General features: G+C 41.5%; 16 protein-coding genes and 2 rRNA genes (1 of these 18 cut by a window edge). 3 read left to right on the forward strand and 15 right to left on the reverse strand.

What is annotated here, in order from left to right:
* The 14 genes from IGI64_RS11395 to pth all read right to left on the reverse strand — a co-directional run.
* Positions 1-836 (reverse strand): 23S ribosomal RNA (locus IGI64_RS11395) (it extends 2,078 nt beyond the left edge of the window).
* 225 nt (positions 837-1,061) lie between these two features.
* A 16S ribosomal RNA gene (locus tag IGI64_RS11400) occupies positions 1,062-2,621 on the reverse strand.
* The 16S and 23S rRNA genes sit together here, the layout of an rRNA operon.
* Positions 2,622-3,320: 699 nt before the next feature.
* On the reverse strand, positions 3,321-4,817 hold the full coding sequence (gene lysS / locus IGI64_RS11405; RefSeq protein ID WP_034862190.1) for a lysine--tRNA ligase: 1,497 nt from the start codon (positions 4,815-4,817) through the stop codon (positions 3,321-3,323).
* Positions 4,818-4,989: 172 nt separating this feature from the next.
* Positions 4,990-5,988 carry a tRNA dihydrouridine synthase DusB gene (gene dusB / locus IGI64_RS11410; protein ID WP_429940605.1) on the reverse strand — a complete coding sequence of 333 codons (999 nt, stop codon included), beginning with the start codon at positions 5,986-5,988 and terminating at the stop codon, positions 4,990-4,992.
* Positions 5,989-6,876, reverse strand: coding sequence for an Hsp33 family molecular chaperone HslO (gene hslO / locus IGI64_RS11415; RefSeq protein ID WP_429940606.1), 888 nt, complete (start codon positions 6,874-6,876; stop codon positions 5,989-5,991).
* Positions 6,877-7,029: 153 nt separating this feature from the next.
* Positions 7,030-9,117 carry an ATP-dependent zinc metalloprotease FtsH gene (gene ftsH, locus IGI64_RS11420; protein ID WP_016624280.1) on the reverse strand — a complete coding sequence of 696 codons (2,088 nt, stop codon included), beginning with the start codon at positions 9,115-9,117 and terminating at the stop codon, positions 7,030-7,032.
* Between the two features lie 90 nt (positions 9,118-9,207).
* Complete coding sequence (gene hpt, locus IGI64_RS11425; RefSeq protein WP_429940607.1) at positions 9,208-9,753, reverse strand: hypoxanthine phosphoribosyltransferase; 546 nt, start codon at positions 9,751-9,753, stop codon at positions 9,208-9,210.
* On the reverse strand, positions 9,734-11,152 hold the full coding sequence (gene tilS / locus IGI64_RS11430) for a tRNA lysidine(34) synthetase TilS (protein ID WP_429940608.1): 1,419 nt from the start codon (positions 11,150-11,152) through the stop codon (positions 9,734-9,736). The genes hpt and tilS overlap by 20 nt, the downstream gene beginning before the upstream one ends.
* Before the next feature lie 141 nt (positions 11,153-11,293).
* A complete protein-coding gene (locus tag IGI64_RS11435; protein WP_016624283.1) occupies positions 11,294-11,749 on the reverse strand; it encodes a S1 domain-containing RNA-binding protein in 456 nt (151 codons plus the stop codon).
* Positions 11,750-11,792: 43 nt separating this feature from the next.
* A complete protein-coding gene (locus IGI64_RS11440; protein WP_016624284.1) occupies positions 11,793-12,233 on the reverse strand; it encodes an FtsB family cell division protein in 441 nt (146 codons plus the stop codon).
* Positions 12,234-12,299: 66 nt separating this feature from the next.
* Positions 12,300-12,569: an RNA-binding S4 domain-containing protein gene (locus tag IGI64_RS11445; protein ID WP_429940609.1), complete on the reverse strand. Its 270-nt coding sequence runs from the start codon at positions 12,567-12,569 to the stop codon at positions 12,300-12,302.
* A 9-nt stretch (positions 12,570-12,578) separates the two neighbouring features.
* Positions 12,579-14,177: a putative polysaccharide biosynthesis protein gene (locus tag IGI64_RS11450; protein WP_429940610.1), complete on the reverse strand. Its 1,599-nt coding sequence runs from the start codon at positions 14,175-14,177 to the stop codon at positions 12,579-12,581.
* 14 nt (positions 14,178-14,191) lie between these two features.
* A complete protein-coding gene (mfd, locus tag IGI64_RS11455; RefSeq protein ID WP_016624287.1) occupies positions 14,192-17,710 on the reverse strand; it encodes a transcription-repair coupling factor in 3,519 nt (1,172 codons plus the stop codon).
* A gap of 18 nt (positions 17,711-17,728) precedes the next feature.
* Positions 17,729-18,289 carry an aminoacyl-tRNA hydrolase gene (gene pth, locus IGI64_RS11460; RefSeq protein ID WP_429940611.1) on the reverse strand — a complete coding sequence of 187 codons (561 nt, stop codon included), beginning with the start codon at positions 18,287-18,289 and terminating at the stop codon, positions 17,729-17,731.
* Positions 18,290-18,634: 345 nt separating this feature from the next.
* Here pth and IGI64_RS11465 point away from each other — a divergent pair, with 345 nt between their 5' ends.
* Together IGI64_RS11465 and IGI64_RS11470 are read left to right on the forward strand one after the other, a co-directional pair.
* Positions 18,635-19,609: an L-lactate dehydrogenase gene (locus IGI64_RS11465; protein WP_034862300.1), complete on the forward strand. Its 975-nt coding sequence runs from the start codon at positions 18,635-18,637 to the stop codon at positions 19,607-19,609.
* Positions 19,610-20,251: 642 nt separating this feature from the next.
* On the forward strand, positions 20,252-21,658 hold the full coding sequence (locus tag IGI64_RS11470; RefSeq protein WP_016624291.1) for a L,D-transpeptidase family protein: 1,407 nt from the start codon (positions 20,252-20,254) through the stop codon (positions 21,656-21,658).
* Between the two features lie 88 nt (positions 21,659-21,746).
* Here the strand turns inward: IGI64_RS11470 and IGI64_RS11475 are convergent, their stop codons facing one another.
* On the reverse strand, positions 21,747-22,250 hold the full coding sequence (locus IGI64_RS11475) for a VanZ family protein (RefSeq protein WP_429940612.1): 504 nt from the start codon (positions 22,248-22,250) through the stop codon (positions 21,747-21,749).
* 117 nt (positions 22,251-22,367) lie between these two features.
* Between IGI64_RS11475 and IGI64_RS11480 the strand changes: the two genes are divergently transcribed.
* Positions 22,368-24,164 (forward strand): M3 family oligoendopeptidase, encoded by a 1,797-nt coding sequence (locus IGI64_RS11480; RefSeq protein WP_429940613.1) that lies wholly within the window; start codon positions 22,368-22,370, stop codon positions 24,162-24,164.
* Positions 24,165-24,217: the final 53 nt, after the last annotated feature.

Genomic DNA, 24,217 nt, shown 5'->3' on the forward strand with positions numbered 1-24,217 from the left:
AAGTTCGTTTGGAATTTCTCCGCTACCCACACCTCATCCCCGCACTTTTCAACGTACGTGGGTTCGGTCCTCCAGTGCGTTTTACCGCACCTTCAACCTGGACATGGGTAGATCACATGGTTTCGGGTCTACGACTACATACTCAATCGCCCTATTCAGACTCGCTTTCGCTGCGGCTCCGTCTCTTCAACTTAACCTCGCATGCAATCGTAACTCGCCGGTTCATTCTACAAAAGGCACGCCATCACCCATTAACGGGCTTTGACTTGTTGTAGGCACACGGTTTCAGGTTCTATTTCACTCCCCTTCCGGGGTGCTTTTCACCTTTCCCTCACGGTACTGGTTCACTATCGGTCACTAGGGAGTATTTAGCCTTGGGAGATGGTCCTCCCGGATTCCGACGGAATTCCTCGTGTTCCGCCGTACTCAGGATCCTCCTAGGTGCTTTCCAAATTTTGTCTACGGGGCTTTCACCCTCTTTGACTGACTTTTCCAAGTCATTCGACTATCTGAAAAAACTACCATATCGGAGTCCTACAACCCCAGCAAGCAAGCTTGCTGGTTTGGGCTTTTCCCGTTTCGCTCGCCGCTACTCAGGGAATCGAATTTTCTTTCTCTTCCTGCAGGTACTTAGATGTTTCAGTTCTCTGCGTCTACCTCGAATGCGCTATGTATTCACGCAAACGTAACATCCTATAAAAGATGTTGGGTTCCCCCATTCGGAAATCTCTGGATCAAAGCTTACGTACAGCTCCCCAAAGCATATCGGTGTTAGTCCCGTCCTTCATCGGCTCCTAGTGCCAAGGCATCCACCGTGCGCCCTTATTCACTTAACCTTAATCAACCTTGCGGTTGGGTTTTGATCGTTACTTCTAGCGATAGAAGACGGATCAAGAAAATAAGCAATTGAACTTATTAAAAAACTCATTCAACGCGGTGTTCTCGGTTTTGTTACAATTTTTACTTCAATATCCAGTTTTCAATGAGCAAACGTTTGAGAGTAAACCTCTCAAAACTGAACAAAGTATCGACGAATGTGTAGTCTCCGTAATATTCCTTAGAAAGGAGGTGATCCAGCCGCACCTTCCGATACGGCTACCTTGTTACGACTTCACCCCAATCATCTATCCCACCTTAGGCGGCTGGCTCCAAAAGGTTACCTCACCGACTTCGGGTGTTACAAACTCTCGTGGTGTGACGGGCGGTGTGTACAAGGCCCGGGAACGTATTCACCGCGGCGTGCTGATCCGCGATTACTAGCGATTCCGGCTTCATGTAGGCGAGTTGCAGCCTACAATCCGAACTGAGAGAAGCTTTAAGAGATTCGCTTAGCCTTGCGACTTCGCAACTCGTTGTACTTCCCATTGTAGCACGTGTGTAGCCCAGGTCATAAGGGGCATGATGATTTGACGTCATCCCCACCTTCCTCCGGTTTGTCACCGGCAGTCTTGCTAGAGTGCCCAACTAAATGATGGCAACTAACAATAAGGGTTGCGCTCGTTGCGGGACTTAACCCAACATCTCACGACACGAGCTGACGACAACCATGCACCACCTGTCACTTTGCCCCCGAAGGGGAAGCTCTATCTCTAGAGTGGTCAAAGGATGTCAAGACCTGGTAAGGTTCTTCGCGTTGCTTCGAATTAAACCACATGCTCCACCGCTTGTGCGGGCCCCCGTCAATTCCTTTGAGTTTCAACCTTGCGGTCGTACTCCCCAGGCGGAGTGCTTAATGCGTTGGCTGCAGCACTGAAGGGCGGAAACCCTCCAACACTTAGCACTCATCGTTTACGGCGTGGACTACCAGGGTATCTAATCCTGTTTGCTCCCCACGCTTTCGAGCCTCAGCGTCAGTTACAGACCAGAGAGCCGCCTTCGCCACTGGTGTTCCTCCATATATCTACGCATTTCACCGCTACACATGGAATTCCACTCTCCTCTTCTGCACTCAAGTCTCCCAGTTTCCAATGACCCTCCCCGGTTGAGCCGGGGGCTTTCACATCAGACTTAAGAAACCGCCTGCGCTCGCTTTACGCCCAATAAATCCGGACAACGCTTGCCACCTACGTATTACCGCGGCTGCTGGCACGTAGTTAGCCGTGGCTTTCTGGTTAGATACCGTCAAGGGATGAACAGTTACTCTCATCCTTGTTCTTCTCTAACAACAGAGTTTTACGATCCGAAAACCTTCTTCACTCACGCGGCGTTGCTCGGTCAGACTTTCGTCCATTGCCGAAGATTCCCTACTGCTGCCTCCCGTAGGAGTCTGGGCCGTGTCTCAGTCCCAGTGTGGCCGATCACCCTCTCAGGTCGGCTATGCATCGTTGCCTTGGTGAGCCGTTACCTCACCAACTAGCTAATGCACCGCGGGTCCATCCATCAGCGACACCCGAAAGCGCCTTTCAAATCGGAAACATGCGTTTCTGATTGTTATACGGTATTAGCACCTGTTTCCAAGTGTTATCCCCTTCTGATGGGCAGGTTACCCACGTGTTACTCACCCGTTCGCCACTCTTTTTCTTTCGGTGAAGCAAGCTTCGGTGAAAGAAAAAGCGTACGACTTGCATGTATTAGGCACGCCGCCAGCGTTCGTCCTGAGCCAGGATCAAACTCTCATAAAAAGTTCGAAACAATCTTGCGATTGTTAAGCTCAAAAATTGTTTGCTAGCATATTGCTTGCTTTTAAAAATGTTTGTTGTTCTTGATCGAATCAAGAACGCCCTACACATTTGGTTCGTCTTACTTTGTTCAGTTTTCAAAGGTCTACTTGAATTGCCGTAGCAACTTTTATATCTTAGCAAACATCGACTTCGATGTCAACACTTTTTCCAAAAAGTTTTTTTCGCTTGTTTCGCGAAGTGCTTTTAGCAACTCATTTATAATAACTTATCAGTTGTTATTTGTCAAGAAGTTTTTTCAAGTTTTTTATTGATGTATCAACGAAAAACCAACTTCTTATTTAAGCGACTTCGTTATTCTATCATGTTAAGAACAACTCGTCAACAACTTTTTTAAAACTTTTTTTCGTTCGCGAGTTTTTAACTTCTGTCCTCGTGAACAAATAATAATATACCAACTAAATAAGCATTGGTCAACGAATTTCTTGCATATTTTCGGCTTTTTTTCATTATCCGATCATTTCTATTTTTTACGTCCTTTTCGTTCGTTTATATTTTCCTTGTCCATTGATAGTGCGTTTTCTTTTTTACAAATATTCGTTGCATTTTTCGCCAAATGTTAGAAAAGACCTTGGCTATTTGTATAGGATAGCCAAGGTCTTTTCTATTTATAAGCTAAATATTCTCTTTTTAAAAGGAATTTTAGCGCATTGTTGGGAATAATAGTACGTCACGGATTGATTGTACATCTGTTAGAAGCATTACCAATCTGTCGATACCGATTCCTAATCCACCAGTCGGCGGCATACCATATTCTAGTGCTTCTAGGAAGTCTTCATCTACACCGTGCGCTTCATCGTTTCCTTGCTCACGTTCTTTTTCTTGTGCTTCAAAACGTTCTCTTTGATCGATTGGATCATTTAATTCTGTAAAGGCATTTGCGAATTCGCGCCCTACGATAAACAATTCAAAACGATCAGTAAAGCGTTCATCTTTTGGATTTTTCTTCGCTAATGGAGAAACTTCTACTGGATGACCGTAAACGAATGTCGGCTGCTGCAATGTTTCTTCTACAAATGTTTCGAAGAATTCATTGATGATATGTCCTACTTCCATTGCATCAGTGATTTCAACATTGTGTTCTTTTGCTAACGCACGTGCTTCTTCTACTGACATCTCTTGCCAGAAATCAACACCTGTTTGTTCTTTGACAGCATCGACCATATGGATACGTTTAAAGTCGCTTTCCAAGTCGATAGTTTGTCCATCATAAGAGATCACAGCTGAACCTAATACTTTTTCAGCAGCGTTGCGGATGATTCCTTCAGTCAAGTTCATTACATCTTGATAATCTGTGTAAGCTGTATAAGCTTCCAGCATCGTGAATTCTGGGTTATGTGTTGTATCGATTCCTTCATTTCGGAAGACACGGCCGATTTCGTAAACTTTTTCCATTCCGCCGACAACCAAACGTTTCAAGTGAAGCTCTAATGCAATACGCAAATAAAGATCCATATCTAACGCATTATGGTGAGTTGTAAATGGACGCGCAGCAGCTCCTCCAGCTTCGTTGTGTAGTACAGGTGTTTCTACTTCGATGTATCCATGTCCATCTAAATAACGACGGATTTCGCTGATGATTTGGCTGCGTTTCATGAAGCGGTCGAAACTTTCGCGGTTACTGATCAAATCTAAGTATCTTTGTCTGTAGCGTTGTTCAACATTTGTCAAACCATGGTATTTATCTGGTAATGGACGTAATGCTTTAGATAAGATCGTGAATTCTGTCGCTTTGATAGAAACTTCACCAGTATCTGTTTTCATGATATGTCCAGTTACACCAAAGAAGTCACCTAAGTCTGCGTGTTTGAATACTTCATAGGCTTCTTCGCCTACTTGATCTTTTCTCACATAAATCTGGATTTGTCCTTCGCGGTCTTGTAAATGCGCAAAACCAGCTTTTCCTTTTCCGCGGCGTGTCATCATACGTCCTGCGACACTAGCAGTTAAGTTCATTTCAGCTAATTCATCTTTTGTACGCGCATCAAATAATTCATGCAATTCTGCAGAGTGATGTGTGCGTTCAAATCGTTTACCAAAAGGATCGATCCCATTTTCTCTCAATTGTTCCATTTTTTGTCGACGAACAAGCATTTGATCATTTAAATCTTCTACTTGCTGTTGTTGTTCTTCTGTCACAAAAGTTCCTCCATTCTCCTTGTTTCTCTCTTCCTTATAATGCCAATGAAACACAAAAAAAGCAAGGGGCTGTAACAAAAATCGTTGTGATTTTTGTCTAGCCCGCTTCTTTTTTATGGGACTTTGCAGAAAAAACTGTTGTCTCACTGGTTATTCATCATTTATTTTCGCACTAAGCTCTTGCGATTGTTTTCTCACTTTTTTCTAAAAAAGCATCCATCAAATCAATGATTTCTTGTTGAGATTCTGATTGGTTGATGGCTACTTTTACTTTTGCTGCACGGGGAATACCTTTTAGATAATAAGAAGCATGTGTTCTGAATTCACGGCAGGCAACAACTTCCCCTTTTAAGTCGATCAAACGTTGCAAGTGGACTTTTGCTGTATCCATTTTTTCACGCGGTGTTGGTTCTGGTATCAATTCGCCTGTTTCCAAATAATGTTGTGTACGGTGGATCATCCAAGGATTTCCTAAAGCAGCGCGGCCGATCATTACACCGTCAGCTCCTACATATTCCAGCATACGTTTTGCATCTTCCGGTGTTTTGACATCACCATTCCCCATGAACGGGATCGTCAAATGGCTTTTGACTTCTTTTAATACATCCCAGTCCGCTTTTCCTTCATACATTTGGACTCTTGTTCGGCCGTGCATGGCAATGGCTTTTGCGCCTGCTGATTCAGCAGCTAATGCATTTTGGACAGCGAAAACATGTTGGTCATCCCAGCCGATACGCATTTTTACTGTGACAGGAATATCTACTGCTGAGGATACAGCATGCACCATTTCGTAAACTTTATCAGGATCCAGCAACCATTTAGCACCAGCTTCTGCTTTGATTACTTTATTTACAGGACAGCCCATATTGATATCGATGATGTCTGCTTTCGTATTTTCTTGAACAAATTGTGCAGCTTCAACTAACGTATCTTTATTTCCGCCAAAAATCTGCAAACTTAATGGATGCTCGGTTTCGTCAATATACAGCATTTCCAATGTTTTCTTGTTTCGGTAGTGGATTCCTTGGTCGCTGATCATTTCACAGACAACAAGTCCTGCACCAAATTCTTTTACTGTCACTCGGAAAGCAGAATTACTGATACCTGCCATTGGTGCAACAACGACACGATTTGGTATTTCTACATCCCCGATTTTCCATGTATGTTCCAATTAGATTCCTCCTAATGCTTCTTTTTTCAATTCAAGCAAGTCTTCTTCATTGTATTGATATTTGTTATTGCAAAAAGCACATACAGCTTCCGCACCATGGTCTTCATCGATGATTGCTTGGATTTCTTCTGCACCCAAGGCAATGATTGCTTCAGAAAATTTTTCTTTTGAGCAGTCGCATTTGAATTGGACAGGCATTTTTTCTAAAATCGTTAATTCATCTGTGCCTAAAAGTCCTTTTAAAATTTCTTCTGGTGTTTGTCCTTCATCTAGCAAAGAAGAAACGCGCGGTGTTTCTTTTAATTGTTCTTCGATTTTTGTGATTGTTTCTTCATCTGCACCCGGCATGATTTGGATCATAAAACCGCCCGCTGTTTTGATTGTATCGTCGGTATTGACCAATACACTTAGACCAACAGCTGAAGGGATTTGTTCTGAAACAGCTAGATAATAAGTAAAGTCTTCGCCAAGTTCTCCTGAAACGATTGGAGATTGTCCAGAAAATGGTTCTTTCAATCCTAAGTCTTTTGTTACGGTAAACATCCCGCTTGTACCGACTGCACCGCGGACATCAAGTTTTCCTTGGGGGTTAAGAGGCAAACTCAAATGCGGATTTTTGATGTATCCTTTGACTTCGCCTTTTCCATTAGCGTCTGCTACGATTCCTCCAGCAGGACCATCTCCTTGGATACGAACAGTCAGCTTGTCGTCACCTTTTAATGTAGAACCTAACAACAAAGTTCCTATTAATGTGCGTCCTAACGCAGCAGACGAAGTGTTCCAAGTATCGTGGCGGCGTTGTGCCTCCGCAACAGTTTCAGTTGCTTGTACAGCATATGCACGGACATACCCATTGTGCGCTAATGCTTTGACTAAATAATCTTTCATTTTATGTACTCCTTTTTGGGAAATTCAACTCATTAGTGAATCATACTAGTAACATACTTTTTTTTCAACTTTCGGAACCATTTTTTAAGAAATAAAAAAAACAGGAAAACAAGTCGGCTTTTGTCCGTTTCTTGTTTTCCTGCTCTTCAGAGATTATTTCTCTTCTTCATCATGACTAGAATCATGTTTTGCTTCTGATTCGTCGTCACCTAATTCTTTTTTGCTTTCTTCAAAATCATGTTTTTCCTGAACTTGTTTTTCAGCGTCTTTTTCTTCCAAAGCACGTTTTGCTTCTTCAAAAGTTCTCGCTTCTTTTTCGCTAGGATATTCAGAATCTGAACCAGCAGGCATTTGGCCTGTTTCAAACAATGATTTGATTGCTTTGGCATCCAATGTTTCGAATTCCAAAAGTTTTTCAGCAATCAATTTATGTTGTTCGCGGTGTGCTTCGATGATTTCATGTGCTTTTTTATGAGCATCCATCAAAATCTTGCGAACTTCTTGGTCGATCTCAAAAGCAACTTGTTCAGAATAAGCTTTTGTTTGGCCATAATCACGACCGACGAATACTTGGTGGTTACCTTCGTATTGTACTGGTCCTAATTTATCGCTCATTCCGTATTCTGTTACCATGCTTCGAGCAAGCCCAGTTGCTTGTTCAAAGTCATTTGAAGCACCAGTTGATTGAACGTTGAAGATGATTTCTTCTGCTGTACGTCCACCAAGCAAGCCGACGATTTGTTCGAACATATCGTCTTTTGTCATCAGCATTTGGTCTTCTTTTGGTAAAGCGATCATGTATCCGCCTGCGCGGCCGCGAGGGATGATCGTTACTTTGTGAACAACACGCGCACGGCTCAATACTAAACCGACGATTGTATGTCCAGCTTCATGGTAAGCAACCATTTCGCGTTCTTTCTTGCTGATTACGCGATCTTTCTTCGCAGGACCAGCGATGACGCGGTCTTCTGCTTCATCGATATCGGAAGCATCGATTTTCTTTTTGTTTCTTCTTGCTGCAACTAACGCAGCTTCGTTCAATACGTTTTCTAAGTCCGCACCGGCAAAACCTGGTGTTTGCTGTGCAACGACTTTCAAGTCTACATCGTCTGCTAATGGTTTGTTGCGTGCGTGAACTTTCAAGATTGCTTCACGACCTTTGACATCTGGACGACCAACTAAGATCTGTCTGTCAAAACGTCCTGGACGCAGAAGCGCTGGGTCTAAAACATCTGAACGGTTAGTAGCCGCAATAACGATCACGCCTTCGTTTCCGTCAAACCCATCCATCTCAACCAACAATTGGTTCAATGTTTGTTCGCGTTCATCATGTCCGCCGCCCATACCAGCACCACGCTGGCGTCCGACAGCATCGATTTCATCAATAAAGATGATGGCTGGCGCATTTTTCTTCGCTGTTTCGAACAAGTCGCGGACACGGCTGGCACCGACACCGACGAACATTTCCACGAAATCAGAACCGGAGATAGAATAGAACGGTACACCGGCTTCGCCTGCTACTGCTTTTGCTAATAAAGTTTTACCTGTCCCTGGAGGTCCTTCTAAAAGTACCCCAGCTGGGATTCTGGCCCCTAACTCAATGAATCGTCGAGGGTCTTTCAAGAATTCTACCACTTCGACAAGTTCTTGTTTTTCTTCTTCTGCACCGGCAACGTCTGAAAAACGAACACGGTTTGCTTTTTTATCTGCTTCTTTTGCTTTGGATTTGCCGAAGTTCATCACTCGGCCACCGCCGCCACCGCCGCCGCCTTGTTGTCCCATCATCATGTAGAAGAAGAAAATGATGACAACGATTGGCAAGAAGCTAAGAAGTAGAGAGACCCACAAGCCGCTGCTTGATTCTTCTTTGACTGTTGTCTGTACGTCGTTTGCTTTTGCCAAGTCAGTTACTTGGCTCAGCGTCGTATCATTTGGTAAAACAATTGTTGTGAAATGACTAGTTGTCACATCAGTTGAACCCAAGATAGATAGTCCGCCGCTGTTGCTTACTGTTTGGCGTTCTTTATATTCACCGCTGATCTTATAGACCCCGTTCGAAGGTTGAACGCTGAATTCTTTGATTTTGCCTGATTCTAATTGCTCTGTGAATTTTGAGTACTCGATATCTGACGATTGCTGGCCATTATTACCAAAAATGAAATAAACAACCATTACCATCGCTAAGATCACGAGGACGTAATATAAAGCATTTTTCATCATGCCGTTATTCTTTTTGTTCATCTTTGCCCTCCCAAAGCGTTATTTTAAATTGAGCAGTCTTTTATCAATCCTGACCATTCTATTGTAACACAACTTAATTGCGAACTGTCACTAATTTGACTGATAAACGCTTGGTTTTAGAATGCCGATGTATGGAAGATTTCGGTATGCTTCTGCATAATCCAGACCATATCCAACAACAAATTCATTTGGGACATCAAAACCAACGTAATCTGCTTTGATATCTACGACACGTCCTTCTGGTTTGTCTAACAGTGTCACGATTTTCACTGATTTTGCTTTACGGTATTTAAAAAGATCAACAAGATAAGCAAGTGTACGTCCGCTGTCGATGATATCTTCGACAATCAGCAAGTCGCGACCTTCCACGTTCGTGTCCAAATCTTTGACTATTTTCACTTCACCTGAAGAAACTGTTGCATTGCCGTAACTTGAAACATCCATGAAGTCAAGTTCCAAGTGAGTGTCGATTGAACGTACGATATCTGCCATAAAAGGAACAGCGCCTTTTAAAATACCCACAACTAATGGATTTGTGTCGCGGTATTCTTCAGTCAGTACTTTGCCCATTTCTTCACAACGCGCCTGTATCTCTTCTTTTGTGATTAAAACTCTTTCAATATCCTTTTCTAACATCAGGTTCTCCTTCCAGTTTCTTCCTTTGAGATTTATAAAGAAGTATGTAGTGTATTTTATCAGTTTCTTGGCGAATACTCAAATAGGAAAAGGCAAATGGGATCAAACTATAAATCACTCTTTCGCTATTTACAAGCACCCAGCTTTGCTTTCTTTGTGAATCGGGTATTTTATTGTCGATGAAATAGCGACTGATTTTCTTCGTCAACTTCTCGCTCAAAGCGATTCGATCTCCCGGCTGACGTTTTTCTAAAAAGAAAATCTCATCTTTTGGCAGCCAGATATCTTGTCTAAATGTTTCCCAATTTCCGACAGCTTGAGGAATCTCTTCTTTTCCTGATTCAAAAAGCCCGACCCATTCCTCTCCATTCAAATACATTCCTTTATTCAATTCAAGAGGATACTTGTCATTCTCTTCTGTTTCTTCTTTTTCCTGTACCAAATAATACGTCTGATATTCTTTTTTCAGCTGCCAACTATTGCCGATGACGATCGTCCATTGGGCTTTTTCTTCTTGCATCTGATTTAATATATCTGCGAGCTGCTGTTCTTTGATCGGTGTTTGTGTTTCTGAAAAAATCGAATCAAAAAAATGCCGCAGAAAAAAGTAGCGTTCGCCTTCTTCCATTTTTTTGATGTCTTCTTCTTTCCATTGCCAGCTATTGTTGATTTTTTGTACTTTTTCAGACAAGAACTGTGTCATTTGCTTTTTGATCAGCTGTTCTGACCATTGGATTTGCTGAGAAAACTGCTGGAAATGCGCCATTGTCTGCGAATTTTCTTTTTTCAGCTGCGGCACGACTAAATGGCGAAGCCGATTTCTTTGGACATCCAATAGTTGATTGGTTGCATCTTCAAAATAATGAAGCTGGTGCTGTTCGGCATATGCATAGAGCTGTTCTTTGCTGAAATCCAAAAGCGGACGGACTAAATTCCCGTTCGCAAACGGCTGCTGCTTTTTGATACCGGCAAAACTGTCTAGACGCCCGCCCCGAAGCAGCTTCATCAAGATCGTTTCGATTTGGTCATCTCCGTGGTGTGCCGTCAACAAAATAGAATAATCGTATCGTACCATACAGTCTTCAAAAAAATGATAGCGGAACGCTCGAGCTGCGGTTTCGATACCTTTTTCAGCAGGCTCTTCCCAGACTACTGAATGAAAAGAAATACCCTTTTCCTCACAATATACTTTAAGAAATTCCGCTTCTTCTTTGGCCTCTGGTCGTAATTGATGATCCACATGGGCAACACCTAAGCGAAAACCGATTTTCTGCTGGACTTTTTGCATCAAATCAAGCAGAACAACCGAGTCGACTCCGCCAGATACTGCTGCTAAAACAGCTGTTTCTTGTTCCCAATGATTATTCTTTTTTTCAAATTCATAGAACATCTCATCCATCGTCTCTACTTGCACTCCTTGTAAATTCAACTAAAAATAAGAAGCCGGAATTTACGAAAATTGATTCTCAATTTTTCAGTAAATTCCGGCTTATGAATTGGAAACTTTATGCTTCCTTATTTATCGACTGATTGTTTCGTCTTAGCCTCGACGGCCGCCTCTGCCGCCGCGTTTGCCTTCCGTATTTCTTCTCAATGAAGATAAACGGTCATCACTGTCTTTCAAAAATGAACTCATCAGTGAATCGAAGTCTTGGCTTTTGTTAGCAGGCTGACTGCGTGAAAAGGTCTTTTTTTGTGCTGGACGATGTTCTCTTGTATCTTTGCGAGGAAATTTCTTTGGTTCCTCTGTTGTTTCCGGTTGTGGTTGTGCTTTGCGGATAGATAATCCGATCTTGCCGTCATCTCCGACAGAAGTTACTAATACAGTTACTTCGTCTCCCACGCTTAATACATCATGGATATCTTTGACAAAGCCGTTTGATACTTCGCTGATATGGACTAGTCCAGTTTTCCCAGAACCTAAATCAATAAACGCTCCAAAATTTGTGATCCCTGACACTTTTCCTTGCAGTTTTGCTCCTACTTCGATTGACATAAAAAAAATGTTCCTCCTAATTATTCCCCTTATATTTTACTGCTTAATTTGCAGTTGTAGAACTAGTCGTTGTCGTTTCTTGTGTGTTCTCAGCTTCATCAGCAGAGTTATTCGTGTTAGATTCTAACACTGGGTATACTTGCTCGCCTTCTTTTGAGTAAAAGAAACGGCTGCGGGCAAGTTTCGCAACATAGTCTTCGTCTTTCAGCAATGCGACATCTTCTTTCAGCTGTGCAACATTTGCCTGGACATCTGATTGTTCTGTTTTTGCTTCGACTTTCAATTCATTCAGCTTATTCATCCGCTGTACATCATGAAAAATCTGCAAACCGATTATCGCGAAAATAATGAATGCACCTAAAAAAAGCACCGCTAGCCGACGTCTTCGAAAAATCAGTTGTTTTTGCTGTTTTTGAAACTCAGCATATTTTCTTTTTGCATAGTCTGTATCCAACGCAGCGATTTTGTTGCTTTTTTTCGACATTTCCCCCGCTCCAATCTTTTTTGATTGTCTTCCTCATTATACCAACATCACTAACTCTTGTCTAATCTAATCGTTGTTTGTTTCGTTGCGTTTTTCGGAAAGAATCTCATACATTTTTTCTGCATCTTCTTTTTTCGTTGACTCATGCAGTTCTTTGACTTTGACTTCTAATGTTTTGTTTCCGAATTGGATTTTCAGCGTATCACCGACTTTTATATCGCTTGAAGATTTAGCAAGTTTTCCGTTGACTTGGATTCTTCCTTTATCTGCTACTTCTTTCGCAACAGATCGTCTTTTGATAATACGCGAGATTTTCATAAATTTGTCTAAACGCATAAAATTTCCTCATTTCTTATGATTTTTTTTAAGATTGAAGGACAGGACTTTTTTCCCAAACGGCATCATCAGCCATTCGCGGATCGTAAATACTTGTAACCGGATCATCATGTAAATGAATGTCGCTCCACCGACACCAACACCAAATACGCTAAGTACAAACGCCTCCCAGCGATGTTGGACTGGGCCAAATACCGCAACAACTCCGTAATAGACCATGAGCGCAAAAGCCATCGTCATCAAGCAAAGAATGAGTTTTCGTCCAAATCTCCGTTCTGTCCAAAACCTTGTGATATGTTTTGTTTCTGCTCGAATCAAGAAAATCAATGTAACCAATAGTCCTGCTAAAGTAGAAAGACTCGCTCCGGCAGTGCCAAACCAGCTCGTCAACCATGCAGTCAGCAGCAGTTTGGCCAAAATCCCCCAGCCAGCAGCTTTCAGCGAAGGACGAAATCGATTTTTACTCTGAGCAATACTTTGATAAGCTTGGATAACGGCTGTCAGCGCAATAGAAAAGATAAACAATGCTAAGGTACCATTTCCTGCGTAGTCTTTGAACAACGCATAGTTGATATAAGGCAGCAGCAGCGCTAAACCTGTAGAAGCAGCCAGCGCAAGTGCTGTTGTCAGTCTCAGATAGATTTTTGCCGTCTGAACAAATTGATGCTGTTCTTTTCTAATCAAAAATTTCGTCAGTATCGGCAAAAAGGTTGCACTCAAAGCTGTAGCGATCACTAACCCTAACTGAACAAGGGGCTGCCCTCGGTCATAGACCCCTTTGGCGATTTTTGACGCATGTTCTGTCAAACCATAGTATTGCAAGGCATTTTTAACAAAAAACGAATCAATCAGCTGGAAAAAAATCAAGAGACCGCTGTAAATCGAAATTAGTCCGCCTTCGACCAAAAAGCGATGGATGAATCGTTTGGACGATTCATCCCACTTCGGAAGATAACGTAATTCCAAGCGTTCGCCGTAAACCTTCTTTTCATAATATCTCAAAATGCCAAGAGCGAAAACTCCACCAACGACTGCCCCACCCATTGCAGCAGTCCCAGTTTCATAAACACTCCAGCCAAACTTTCGGAACGCCATCGCACTGAAAACGATGACCGCTACCCGTACAAACTGCTCAATGACTTGAGAAACTGCTGTGGGTTCGACCAGAAAACGTCCTTGGAAATTTCCTCGATAAATCGAAAGCCCCGGCATTAGTAAAAAAGTGAACGAGACGATTTGGACAAGCGGTGCTAATTGCGCATCCCCCATCAGCCTTGCGATTTCTGTGCTGAACAGCCATGTTCCTAACCACAGACAGATCCCTGTCCAAAAAACATATGGATATACTTGCTTTAACGCATCTTTTTGTTCCAAAGGTGTCTTTTTCTCTGCAACATACTTCGAGATAAACTGAGGCAGGCCTGACAACGCAAGCGTCATCGCAATACCGTAAATAGGATAAACTTGCTGATAGACATAGAATCCCTCGTCGCCCACCAGATTCTGTAACGGAATCCGATATAATGCACTGAGGATTTTCGCAATCAAGGAGGCCAAAGTCAGCACTAAGGCACCGTGCATGACTTGACGCATATTTTTATGATTCAATAGCGTACCCCTTTCTATGCTGCTTGCCGTTTTAATCCACGCAGCGCTTTAACAAAACTTTGGATTTCTTGCAGCCAAACAGCCGTATCCATTGTATTTGGGATTGTCAGACGGATGACCATCTTCTCTTTTTCAACACCCAATCCAGCTTTTAATTTCGTTGCTGTCAATGCTTCAAACAACTGCTCAACTGAATAACGTTTGGTTCCTGCTTTGCTCAATGTGACGATCAATGTCTGCTGCTGTTTGCGAATCGTTTCAAGTAGTGCACGATCACCGTCCATCTTGATTTGACCAACTGTCAGCAAATGCGCCACTTCTTCTGGGTATTCGCCAAAACGGTCCAGAAGATCTTCTTCAAGCTCATCAAACATTTCCTGTGAATCCAATTCTCGGATCCGTTTGTAGATTTCAATTTTTTGCCGTTGATCGGATACATAACTATCTGGCAGATAAGCATTGATTCCCATGTCGATTTCGACTGTCGTTTTTTCTTGGGTATTTTTTCCTTGTTTTCTAGCCACCGCTTCGCTCAGCATTTGCGAATACATATCAAATCCGACAGCATCGATAAAGCCATGCTGTTGGGCACCCAGAAGATTTCCGGCTCCTCGGATCGATAAGTCTCGCATAGCGATTTTGAATCCAGAACCTAATTCAGTAAAATCTTTGATAGCTTGCAGTCTCTTTTCGCTGACTTCATTCAAGATTTTTTGCGGTTCATACATAAAGTACGCATAAGCCACACGATTACTTCGTCCTACTCGTCCACGTAATTGGTATAAAGTAGAAAGACCCATATAATCGGCATTTTCAACAAACAACGTATTCGCATTCGGGATATCGACCCCTGTTTCGATAATCGTTGTTGTGACCAAGACATCATATTGTCCTTCAATAAAGTCAAACAATGTATTTTCTAATTGGACTTCTGTCATTTGGCCATGTGCATAACCGATTCTTGCTTCCGGCACTAATTCTTGCAGTTCTTCTACTTTTTGTTCGATAGTTTCTACTCGGTTATATAAATAGAAGGCTTGCCCGCCGCGGCCCATTTCTCTGTGGATTGCTTCTTTGATTGCACCTGGATTTTTTTCCATGACATATGTTTGGATAGGATAACGGTTTGCCGGTGGCGTTTCAATAACTGAAAGATCACGTACACCAAGCATCGACATGTGCAATGTCCGAGGAATCGGCGTTGCTGTCAATGTCAGTACATCTACTTGAGAACGTAATTGTTTCAATCGTTCTTTGTGTTTTACACCAAAGCGCTGTTCTTCATCAATGATCAGCAAACCAAGATCGCTGAACTCGATGTCTTTTGATAAAATTCGGTGGGTGCCGACAACGATATCGACTTGTCCCGTTCGTATTTGTTCAATGGTTTCATTTTGCTGTTTTTTCGTCCGGAATCGGCTTAGCAGCCCGATATTGATTGGAAATCCTTCAAATCGTTCCAGCATCGTTTCATAATGCTGCTGCGCTAAAATCGTTGTTGGCACCAAAAAAGCCACTTGTTTGCTTTCTTTGACTGCTTTAAAAGCCGCACGCAACGCTACTTCTGTTTTACCATATCCTACGTCTCCTACTAACAAACGATCCATTGGTTTTTCTTTTTCCATGTCTCGCTTGATTTCAGCAGCACTCCGCAATTGGTCGTCTGTTTCAGAATAAGGGAATGCATTCTCGAATTCTTTTTGATACCCGTCATCTGGGCCAAATGCATAGCCTTTTTCTGCTTCACGCGCTGCATACAAACGGATCAAATCGTCAGCGATGTCTTCGATTTTCGATGTGACTTTTCGTTTTGTTTTCGTCCATTCGCTGCCGCCAAGTTTATTGATTCGAGGTGCTTTGGATTCAGATGCAACATATTTTTGTACTAAGTTCAGCTGTGTAACTGGGATGAATAATTTGTCTTCATTTTGGTAAAGGATGGAGATGTAGTCTTGATGGACTCCATCGACTTCTAGCGTTTCCATCCCGACATATTTCCCGATCCCATGGTTGGCATGGACGACATAATCACCTGGCTTTAATTCATTATAGCTTTTTAGGCGTTCCGCATTTGTAATTGTCTGACGGCGCGTCCGTTTTTTCGTCGTTTTTTGAAAAATCTCTTTTTCGGTGATAACTACAAGTTTTTCTTGCGGCAGCTCGAATCCTGTACCTAACGCTCCTTCGACTAACTGGACCTGGCCAGGAATCAATTCATCAGCGCTGGTCTCAACGGCTAAAATATCTTCTTCACGAAAAAGCTGCTCCGCTTTCTTGATGCGGTCTTTTGTCGGAATATAGACGATCACTGTTTGTTTTTGTTTACGCCAGCGATCCATCTCTGTTTTCAGCAACGGCATTTGCCCGAAAAACTGCTGCATCGTACGATATTGAAAATTATAGATTGCTTGAAAGCGCAGGTTGCCCATTCCTTTTTGGAAAAGTGCAAAAAAGGTCGTGATAAATTCTGATTTTTGGATGAGTTTGTGAACGTCTGTTACAAATTTTTGTTCTGAAAATACCCGCAGTTCCGCAATTTTTTGCGCTTGCCACTCTGCCCCTTCACGTTCGATTTCTCGATTTGTTTCCATGATCCGCTGATAATCATCAACCATCAATAAAGTATCTTCTGAAAAATAATCGAAAATCGTTGTTGTTTCTTCGTAAAGAAGATCACTGTAGAATTTTGCTTCATCTGTCGGAAGCCCTGCTTGCCAACTTGAAGTGATTTGTCCAAAATAATCTTGTAAAAAGCGTTGATCTGTTGCTTCTTTAGTAGAAGCTAAACGTTTTTCCAATAATTCGCTCAAACGTTTCAATCCGTGTTCAAAATCTGCTTCATCGTAGATTTGTTCAGTAATTGGGGTAACAACTACCTCTTGGATCGTTTCTACTGAACGTTGTGTATCGACTTCGAAATAGCGAATCGAATCGATTTCCACGTCAAACAGTTCTAAACGGACAGGGTACTCTGTTGTCAAAGGATAAATATCGATGATACTTCCTCTGATACTGAATTCTCCTGGTTTCGCTACTTTTTCTTGGCGTTCGTATCCCATCAAGACAAGTTTTTTGATCAAAGCTTCAATGTCCAGCTCGTCGCCAATCTGCCATTTCAGCTGAGCATTTGCCCAAGTTTGTTTTTTCGGCAGACGTTTATGGAGTGCAGCTGTGGGAATCAAATAGACCCCTGGCTCGTCCCCTAACAACGCATTCAATGTAGCGACACGTCCTGCTCGTACTTCTGGCGAAGAAAACGCCATTTCTGCAGAGATTACTTCATCTACAGGAAACAAATGGACTTGTTCGGGCGGAAGCACATGATATAAATCTTCTGCTAATTGATTTGCATAGTAAAGATTTGGCAAGAGGATAACCAAATTTTTATTGAATTTTTGAAATATATGAGCAAACAGCAGTGTCTTCGCTGATCCTGCAAGTCCTGTGATCAACTGACGCGGCGTTCGCTCTTCTAAATGGCTGACCCATTCTTTTATCTGAGGTTCTTGTCCAAATAATTGAACGATATCCATCCTGTCATTCTTCCTTTCTTAGTTGAATCGATTCATCGTATCAATAAATGAATGGCCATCAATCACTGTTTCTAAGGCTTGGACCGCGCGATCAATGCTTTCTTCGATCAAAGGCTGATTTTCTTTGCTGAATCCGCTCAGCACATGGTTCACAACGGTCTGTTTTCCTTCAGGTCGTCCGATCCCTACTTTTACACGATCAAAAACGTTTGTACCTAAATGAGAAATAATACTTTTCATTCCGTTATGCCCGCCTGCACTGCCTTTTTGACGCAAACGTAATTTCCCGACAGCTAAATCCAAATCATCATAGACAACAATCAGTTCTTCTGGATAGATACCAAAGTAAGTCATCAATGGTCCGACTGATCGCCCAGATTCATTCATAAATGTCTGTGGTTTTACTAAGATGATTTTTTCGCCATTGACAAAAAATTCTGCCACTTCTGCTTCAAAGGTATTCTTTTTGAAGGCTGTTTGGTATTTTTCTGCTAATCGGTCCACGATCATGAAGCCGACATTATGTTTTGTTTGTTGATATTTCGTTCCTGGATTACCCAAGCCGACGATCATTTTCATTTTTCTTTCACCTATATTCTAAAGTGCAACACAAAAGGCTGGACAGCTATTAGGACAGTCCAGTCGCATACACTTTTTTATTTATTTTCATTAGCAATAGTATAACACAGAAAAAGCTGTTTCGGCTAAAAGAGTCTTTTAAATATATCGTAAAAAATTAAAAATACCTTAAATTCCTAATCAAATCATTACTTTCCAAGAATAGTGAAATAACGCACATGTAAGCTTTTACACATAGTACAACTGTTGCAACTGTTATATTTTTTAGTCAAATTGCGTGACACGGCCCCTTAGAAATGGTAGCATGTGCAAGAGAAAAACAAATCAATGGAAGGATTGATACACATGACTGCAGCTGCAGAAAAAAAAGATCATCAAAAAGTAATTCTTGTTGGAGACGGTGCCGTAGGTTCTAGCTATGCTTTCGCTTTAGTTACTCAAAATATTGCTCAAGAAGTGGGTATTGTAGATATTAACAAACCAAAAACTGAAGGAGACGCAATTGACTTGTCACACGCATTGGCATTCACTTCTCCTAAAAAAATCTACTCTGCTACTTACGAAGACGCACATGATGCTGACTTAGTTGTTATCACTGCTGGCGCACCACAAAAACCAGGTGAAACACGTTTAGACTTAGTAAGCAAAAACTTGAAAATCAACCGCGACGTTGTTACACAAATCGTTGACTCAGGATTCAATGGTATCTTCTTAGTTGCTGCTAACCCAGTCGATATCTTGACTTACTCAACATGGAAATTCTCTGGTTTCCCTAAAGAACGCGTTATCGGATCTGGTACTTCTCTTGACTCAGCTCGTTTCCGTCAAGCATTGGCAGAACTTGTTGACGTTGATGCACGTAACGTCCATGCATACATCTTAGGTGAACATGGAGATTCAGAATTCCCAGTATGGTCACACGCTAACGTTGCCGGCTTGCAAATTTATGAATGGGTTAAAAACAACCCTGAAATCGATGAAGAAGCAATGGTTAACTTGTTCTTCGGCGTTCGTGATGCAGCTTACACAATCATCGAGAAAAAAGGTGCAACATTCTACGGTATCGCTGTTGCCCTAGCACGTATCACTCGCGCTATCCTTGATGACGAAAATGCTGTACTTCCTTTATCTGTATATATGAACGGTGAATACGGATTGAACGATATCTACATTGGTGCACCTGCAGTTATTAACCGCCAAGGTATCCAAAAAGTTATCGAAATCCCATTAACAGACGGTGAACAAGACCGTATGACAGCATCTGCAAAACAATTGCAAGATATCTTAGACGAAGCGTTCTCACAATTAGACGCTGAATAAGAGGTCGTGAACAAAGCGTTCTGACTCGAGTATTAATGAAGAAATCCGCGAAACAGCTTTTCATGTTTCGCGGATTTTTGAATTAATACCGAGAGTCAGATTTGTGAACACCGTTTACCGGAGGTCGTGAACAAAGCGCTTTGACCTGAGCAATAAGACTCTTTGGTGAGAGAAAATGGCTTCTTACATTTTTTATCACCAAAGCTTATTGCCGAAGGTCAGCTTTGTGAACACCGTTTACTTGAGGTCGTGAATGAACTGCTTAACCACGAGCAGTAACGAAGAAACCAGCAAAACAGCTTTTCATGTTTTGCTGGTTTTTTATTTGTCTGCCGCGAATTATTTTTGGCTCATTCACAATAACCAGACTTACAAATACTTAAAAAACTTTTTTTGTATAGTTCTTATATAATAACTATTTATTATTTCTGCAACATCTTATCATATGCTCTTTCAACCTATAAAAAATAACGATATTACTGACGTATTACAAGGTCTGTTTCTACAAATACTCTTACTATTTCAGTATTTCCCTTCGTTTAAAAAATTCATAAGCCGCAATTATATTTCGTTTTTCTGAATAAACTATGATATGATGTGTGTGTTATACTCTATTTTATTATCTGAGGTGATATCGAATATATGACAAGAACAGCAAAGCATAAAAACTCGAAAACGGTCCGTTACAGTGTCATTGCAGGTATAGCTGTGCTGCTGGTATTGATGAGTGTTTATTTTTTCAGAAGTACATATTACACGAACCATTTCTTGCCTAACACAAAAATCAATGAAACGGATGTAAGTAATCTTTCCGTAGAACAAGCAAATGAAAAGTTACAAGAGACTTACTCGAAGCAAACTTTGGCCATCAAGGAAAATAGCGAAGTCTGGAAAGAGATCGCAAAATCTGATCTTGGTTATAAAGATGATTTCACTGAAGAATTAAAACCTTTGCTGGAAAAACAAAACGGGTGGTCTTGGGTGACAAAATATGTGTCAGCTTCCGAGAACAAAACAATCGACCCATTAAGCGACGATCAAGAAAAATTGACAGCCACGACAGATCAACTCAAAGCTGAATTAACAGATTTGAATAAAGGCCGAAAAGAAACAACGAATGCAACGATCAATAAAGAAAACAATAAATTCGTGATCACACCAGAAGTCGCCGGCGATACCATCGATGTCGACGCAGCGGTCAAAGAATTAAAAAATGCCGTTGTTTCTGGAGAAAATACGATTGATCTATCAAAATTCAAAACAAAGCCGACTGTCACTTCAGACGATGCCGCATTGAAAAAAGATTTGGCAGATATCAATAAGGTCGCAGAAGTAAAAGCAACTTACTCTATCAATGGCGAAACATTCCAAGTACCATCTGATAAAATCGCAGACTGGTTGATTTACACCGATGGAAAAATCGATTTAGACACTGCAAAAGTAAGAGAATACGTCGCATCACTCGGCGAAAAATATAACACTAGTACAAATGATTCAAAATTCAAAAGTACTAAACGCGGCGAAGTTACGATCCCTGCTGGCACTTACAGTTGGACGATCCAAACAGACTCAGAAACAGAAGCACTGAAAACAGCGATCTTAGCTGGAGAGGACTTCACACGTTCCCCGCTTGTACAAGGAAGCACGACTGCTGATCATGCATTGATCGAGGATACGTATATCGAAGTTGACTTAGAGAATCAGCATATGTGGTTCTATAAAGATGGAAAAGTTGTTCTAGAAACAGATATCGTTTCCGGAAAACCAACTACTCCAACACCAACTGGAGTCTTTTATGTTTGGAACAAAGAAGAAAATGCTGTTCTGCGCGGAACAAATGATGACGGAACGCCTTATGAAAGCCCCGTAGATTATTGGTTACCAATTGATTGGACTGGTATCGGGATCCATGATTCTGATTGGCAGCCTGAATATGGCGGCGACTTATGGAAAACAAGAGGCTCTCACGGTTGTGTGAATACACCGCCAAGCGTAATGAAAGAACTCTTTGAAAAAGTCGACAAAGGAACACCAGTATTAGTCTTCTAATAAAAAAAGAACTATCTGACATCAGATAGTTCTTTTTTTGCGTAATAGCAATAAAACGAGCAGCAGCGGAAAGCTGCTGCTCTCTTCTTCATTTTCGGTTTTTCTTAAACGCCAAGACTATCCAGCAAAGAACAACTGCTGTCAAAGCACCCATTGAATCAAGCATCACATCTTGGAACATCGGTGTTCTTCCGCCTGTAAGCATCTGATGAAATTCGTCCATCCCAGCGTATCCTGTGGCAGAAAACCAAGCTAAAATCCCTGTCAGCCACCAGATTTTCATTTTAGGATAAACGCCAAGGAACACACTTCCGCCCAGAACAAAATAGGTCCCAAAATGCGCTGCTTTACGGATGAAAAATTCTACGAACTTGAAGTACCCTATTTCTTGGATACTGACAGTACTATCTCCATACATAAAATGGATAGTTGCAAAACTATCCTTAAATGGCTGATTAGCCAATAGTGTCTGTAACCGTGAAACTTGCGATTGTTGTGCATATGTTTGGGAAGAGCTGTAAAATAAAATCCCGATGACCACCAAAGCGATCATTAAATAAAAATTGCCGTTTTTCATTTGTTGTTTCAACATTTTTCTCTGTCACCTCTTTAACATAGTATCTTTTTTCATCCAAAAGAACAATCGTTTAACGGAAGTATTTCTTGTGCTATACTAAAATTTAAACGAACAACAAGAAAGGGGTATTTTATGCACTATTCATTGAATTGGGATTTAGAATCGATTTTCAAAGGCGGCAGCAGCTCACAGGAATTACATACGCGCATCCATGCGTTAAAGGAACAGATCGCCGCTTATCACGAGGCAGTTTCACAACTGGATACGGACAACGAACCAGCTGGAGCACTTGCGGATATTTTACAAAAACAAGCCATTGTTACAGATGGATTTACCCAATGCGACAGTTTTATCACCGCATTGATTTCAGCCAATGTCAACGACTCGCAAGCCAAAATCACTTCTGGAAAATTGTACGCGATGCTTCCGGATTTCCAAGCAGCAGAAACGATTTTTTCAAAGAAACTTGCAGCAATCACTGACGAAAAATGGCAGCTGATTCTTGCTGATCCTGTTTTTTCATCAGTTGCCTTCCGTTTAAAAGAAATCCGACGCGAAGGAAATGAATTGCTTTCTGAAACAGAAGAAACAATCATCAATACCTTATCTCTCGATGGTCTAAACGCTTGGAGCGCACATTATGATACCATCGTTGCCAGCATCTCCATCCCTTTTACGAACGAAAATGGCGAAGTTATCCAGTTATCTGCTGGACAAGCTTTCAATAAAATGATGGGTGATCCGAATCCTGAAATCAGAGAAGCGCTATTCAAAGAATGGGAAAAATGCTGGGAAGAAAAAGCCCCATTATTCGCCGACACATTAAACCATCTAGACGGCTTCCGTTTATCTGATTACAAATTGCATGGTGTAACAGATTACTTGAAAAAGCCATTGGAATACAATCGTCTGAAAAAAGAAACACTCGATGTCATGTGGGCAACGATTGCCAAAAACAAACAACCGCTTGTCGATTATCTTACTCGGAAAGCCAACTTATTTGGTAAAGAAAAAATGGAATGGCAAGATCAAGATGCTCCAATTATTTTGGGCGATTTGAAAGAAAAAACTTTTACATTCGATGAAGCCGCTGCATTTATCATTGAAAATTTCGAAAAATTCAGTCCAAAAATGGCTTCTTTTGCACAACAAGCGTTTGAAAAAAGTTGGATCGAAGCAGAAGATCGTTCTGGCAAACGCCCTGGTGGTTATTGTACTGAATTACCCGAAACAAAAGAATCAAGGATTTTCATGACCTACAGCAATTCTGTCAATGAAGTAGCTACTTTGGCCCATGAATTAGGACATGCTTTCCACAGCAGCGTTATGTGGGATCTGCCGGCGCTTAACCGTGAATATGCAATGAATGTCGCTGAAACAGCAAGTACTTTTGCTGAACTGATCGTGGCAGATGCTACATTGAAAGCAGCCGAAACACCTGAAGAAAAAATCAATTTACTAGATACAAAACTTCAGAATGCCTTAGCAATGTTCATGAATATCCATTCACGCTTTATTTTTGAGAATGATTTTTACCAAGCAAGACAAAAAGGATTAGTTGCAGAAGAAGAAATCACTGAAATGATGGTTGCCGCACAAAAAGAAGGTTATCAAGATGCTTTAGCTACTTATCACCCGCATTTCTGGGCAGCAAAACTGCACTTTTTCATTGACGATGTTCCTTTTTATAACTTCCCTTATACTTTCGGCTACTTGTTCAGTCTAGGAATCTATGCCCATGCAAATCAGCAAGGTACAAGTTTCGAGGAAGAATATATCTCATTATTAAGAGATACAGCTTCTATGACGACAGAAGAATTAGCACAAAAACATTTAGGCATTGATTTGACAACCCCAGACTTCTGGCAAAAAGGAATCGATATGGTACTTGAAGATATCCAGTTGTTTATGGAGTTAACTGAAAAATAGAGGTTGTGAAAGAACCGCTTAGCTCCGAGCATTAAAGAAAAATCCGCTAAAAC

Source organism: Enterococcus sp. DIV0210g (assembly GCF_050559705.1).
In the GTDB taxonomy this organism is placed as follows: domain Bacteria; phylum Bacillota; class Bacilli; order Lactobacillales; family Enterococcaceae; genus Enterococcus_B; species Enterococcus_B faecalis_A.

Coding starts and splice junctions, on each gene's coding strand:
- hslO (WP_429940606.1), bottom strand. CDS start 6,876: ATGAAAGATTATTTAGTCAAAGCATTAGCGCACAATGGGTATGTCCGT.
- ftsH (WP_016624280.1), bottom strand. CDS start 9,117: ATGAACAAAAAGAATAACGGCATGATGAAAAATGCTTTATATTACGTC.
- hpt (WP_429940607.1), bottom strand. CDS start 9,753: ATGTTAGAAAAGGATATTGAAAGAGTTTTAATCACAAAAGAAGAGATA.
- tilS (WP_429940608.1), bottom strand. CDS start 11,152: ATGGATGAGATGTTCTATGAATTTGAAAAAAAGAATAATCATTGGGAA.
- IGI64_RS11435 (WP_016624283.1), bottom strand. CDS start 11,749: ATGTCAATCGAAGTAGGAGCAAAACTGCAAGGAAAAGTGTCAGGGATC.
- IGI64_RS11440 (WP_016624284.1), bottom strand. CDS start 12,233: ATGTCGAAAAAAAGCAACAAAATCGCTGCGTTGGATACAGACTATGCA.
- IGI64_RS11445 (WP_429940609.1), bottom strand. CDS start 12,569: ATGCGTTTAGACAAATTTATGAAAATCTCGCGTATTATCAAAAGACGA.
- mfd (WP_016624287.1), bottom strand. CDS start 17,710: ATGGATATCGTTCAATTATTTGGACAAGAACCTCAGATAAAAGAATGG.
- pth (WP_429940611.1), bottom strand. CDS start 18,289: ATGAAAATGATCGTCGGCTTGGGTAATCCAGGAACGAAATATCAACAA.
- IGI64_RS11465 (WP_034862300.1), top strand. CDS start 18,635: ATGACTGCAGCTGCAGAAAAAAAAGATCATCAAAAAGTAATTCTTGTT.
- IGI64_RS11470 (WP_016624291.1), top strand. CDS start 20,252: ATGACAAGAACAGCAAAGCATAAAAACTCGAAAACGGTCCGTTACAGT.
- IGI64_RS11475 (WP_429940612.1), bottom strand. CDS start 22,250: ATGTTGAAACAACAAATGAAAAACGGCAATTTTTATTTAATGATCGCT.
- IGI64_RS11480 (WP_429940613.1), top strand. CDS start 22,368: ATGCACTATTCATTGAATTGGGATTTAGAATCGATTTTCAAAGGCGGC.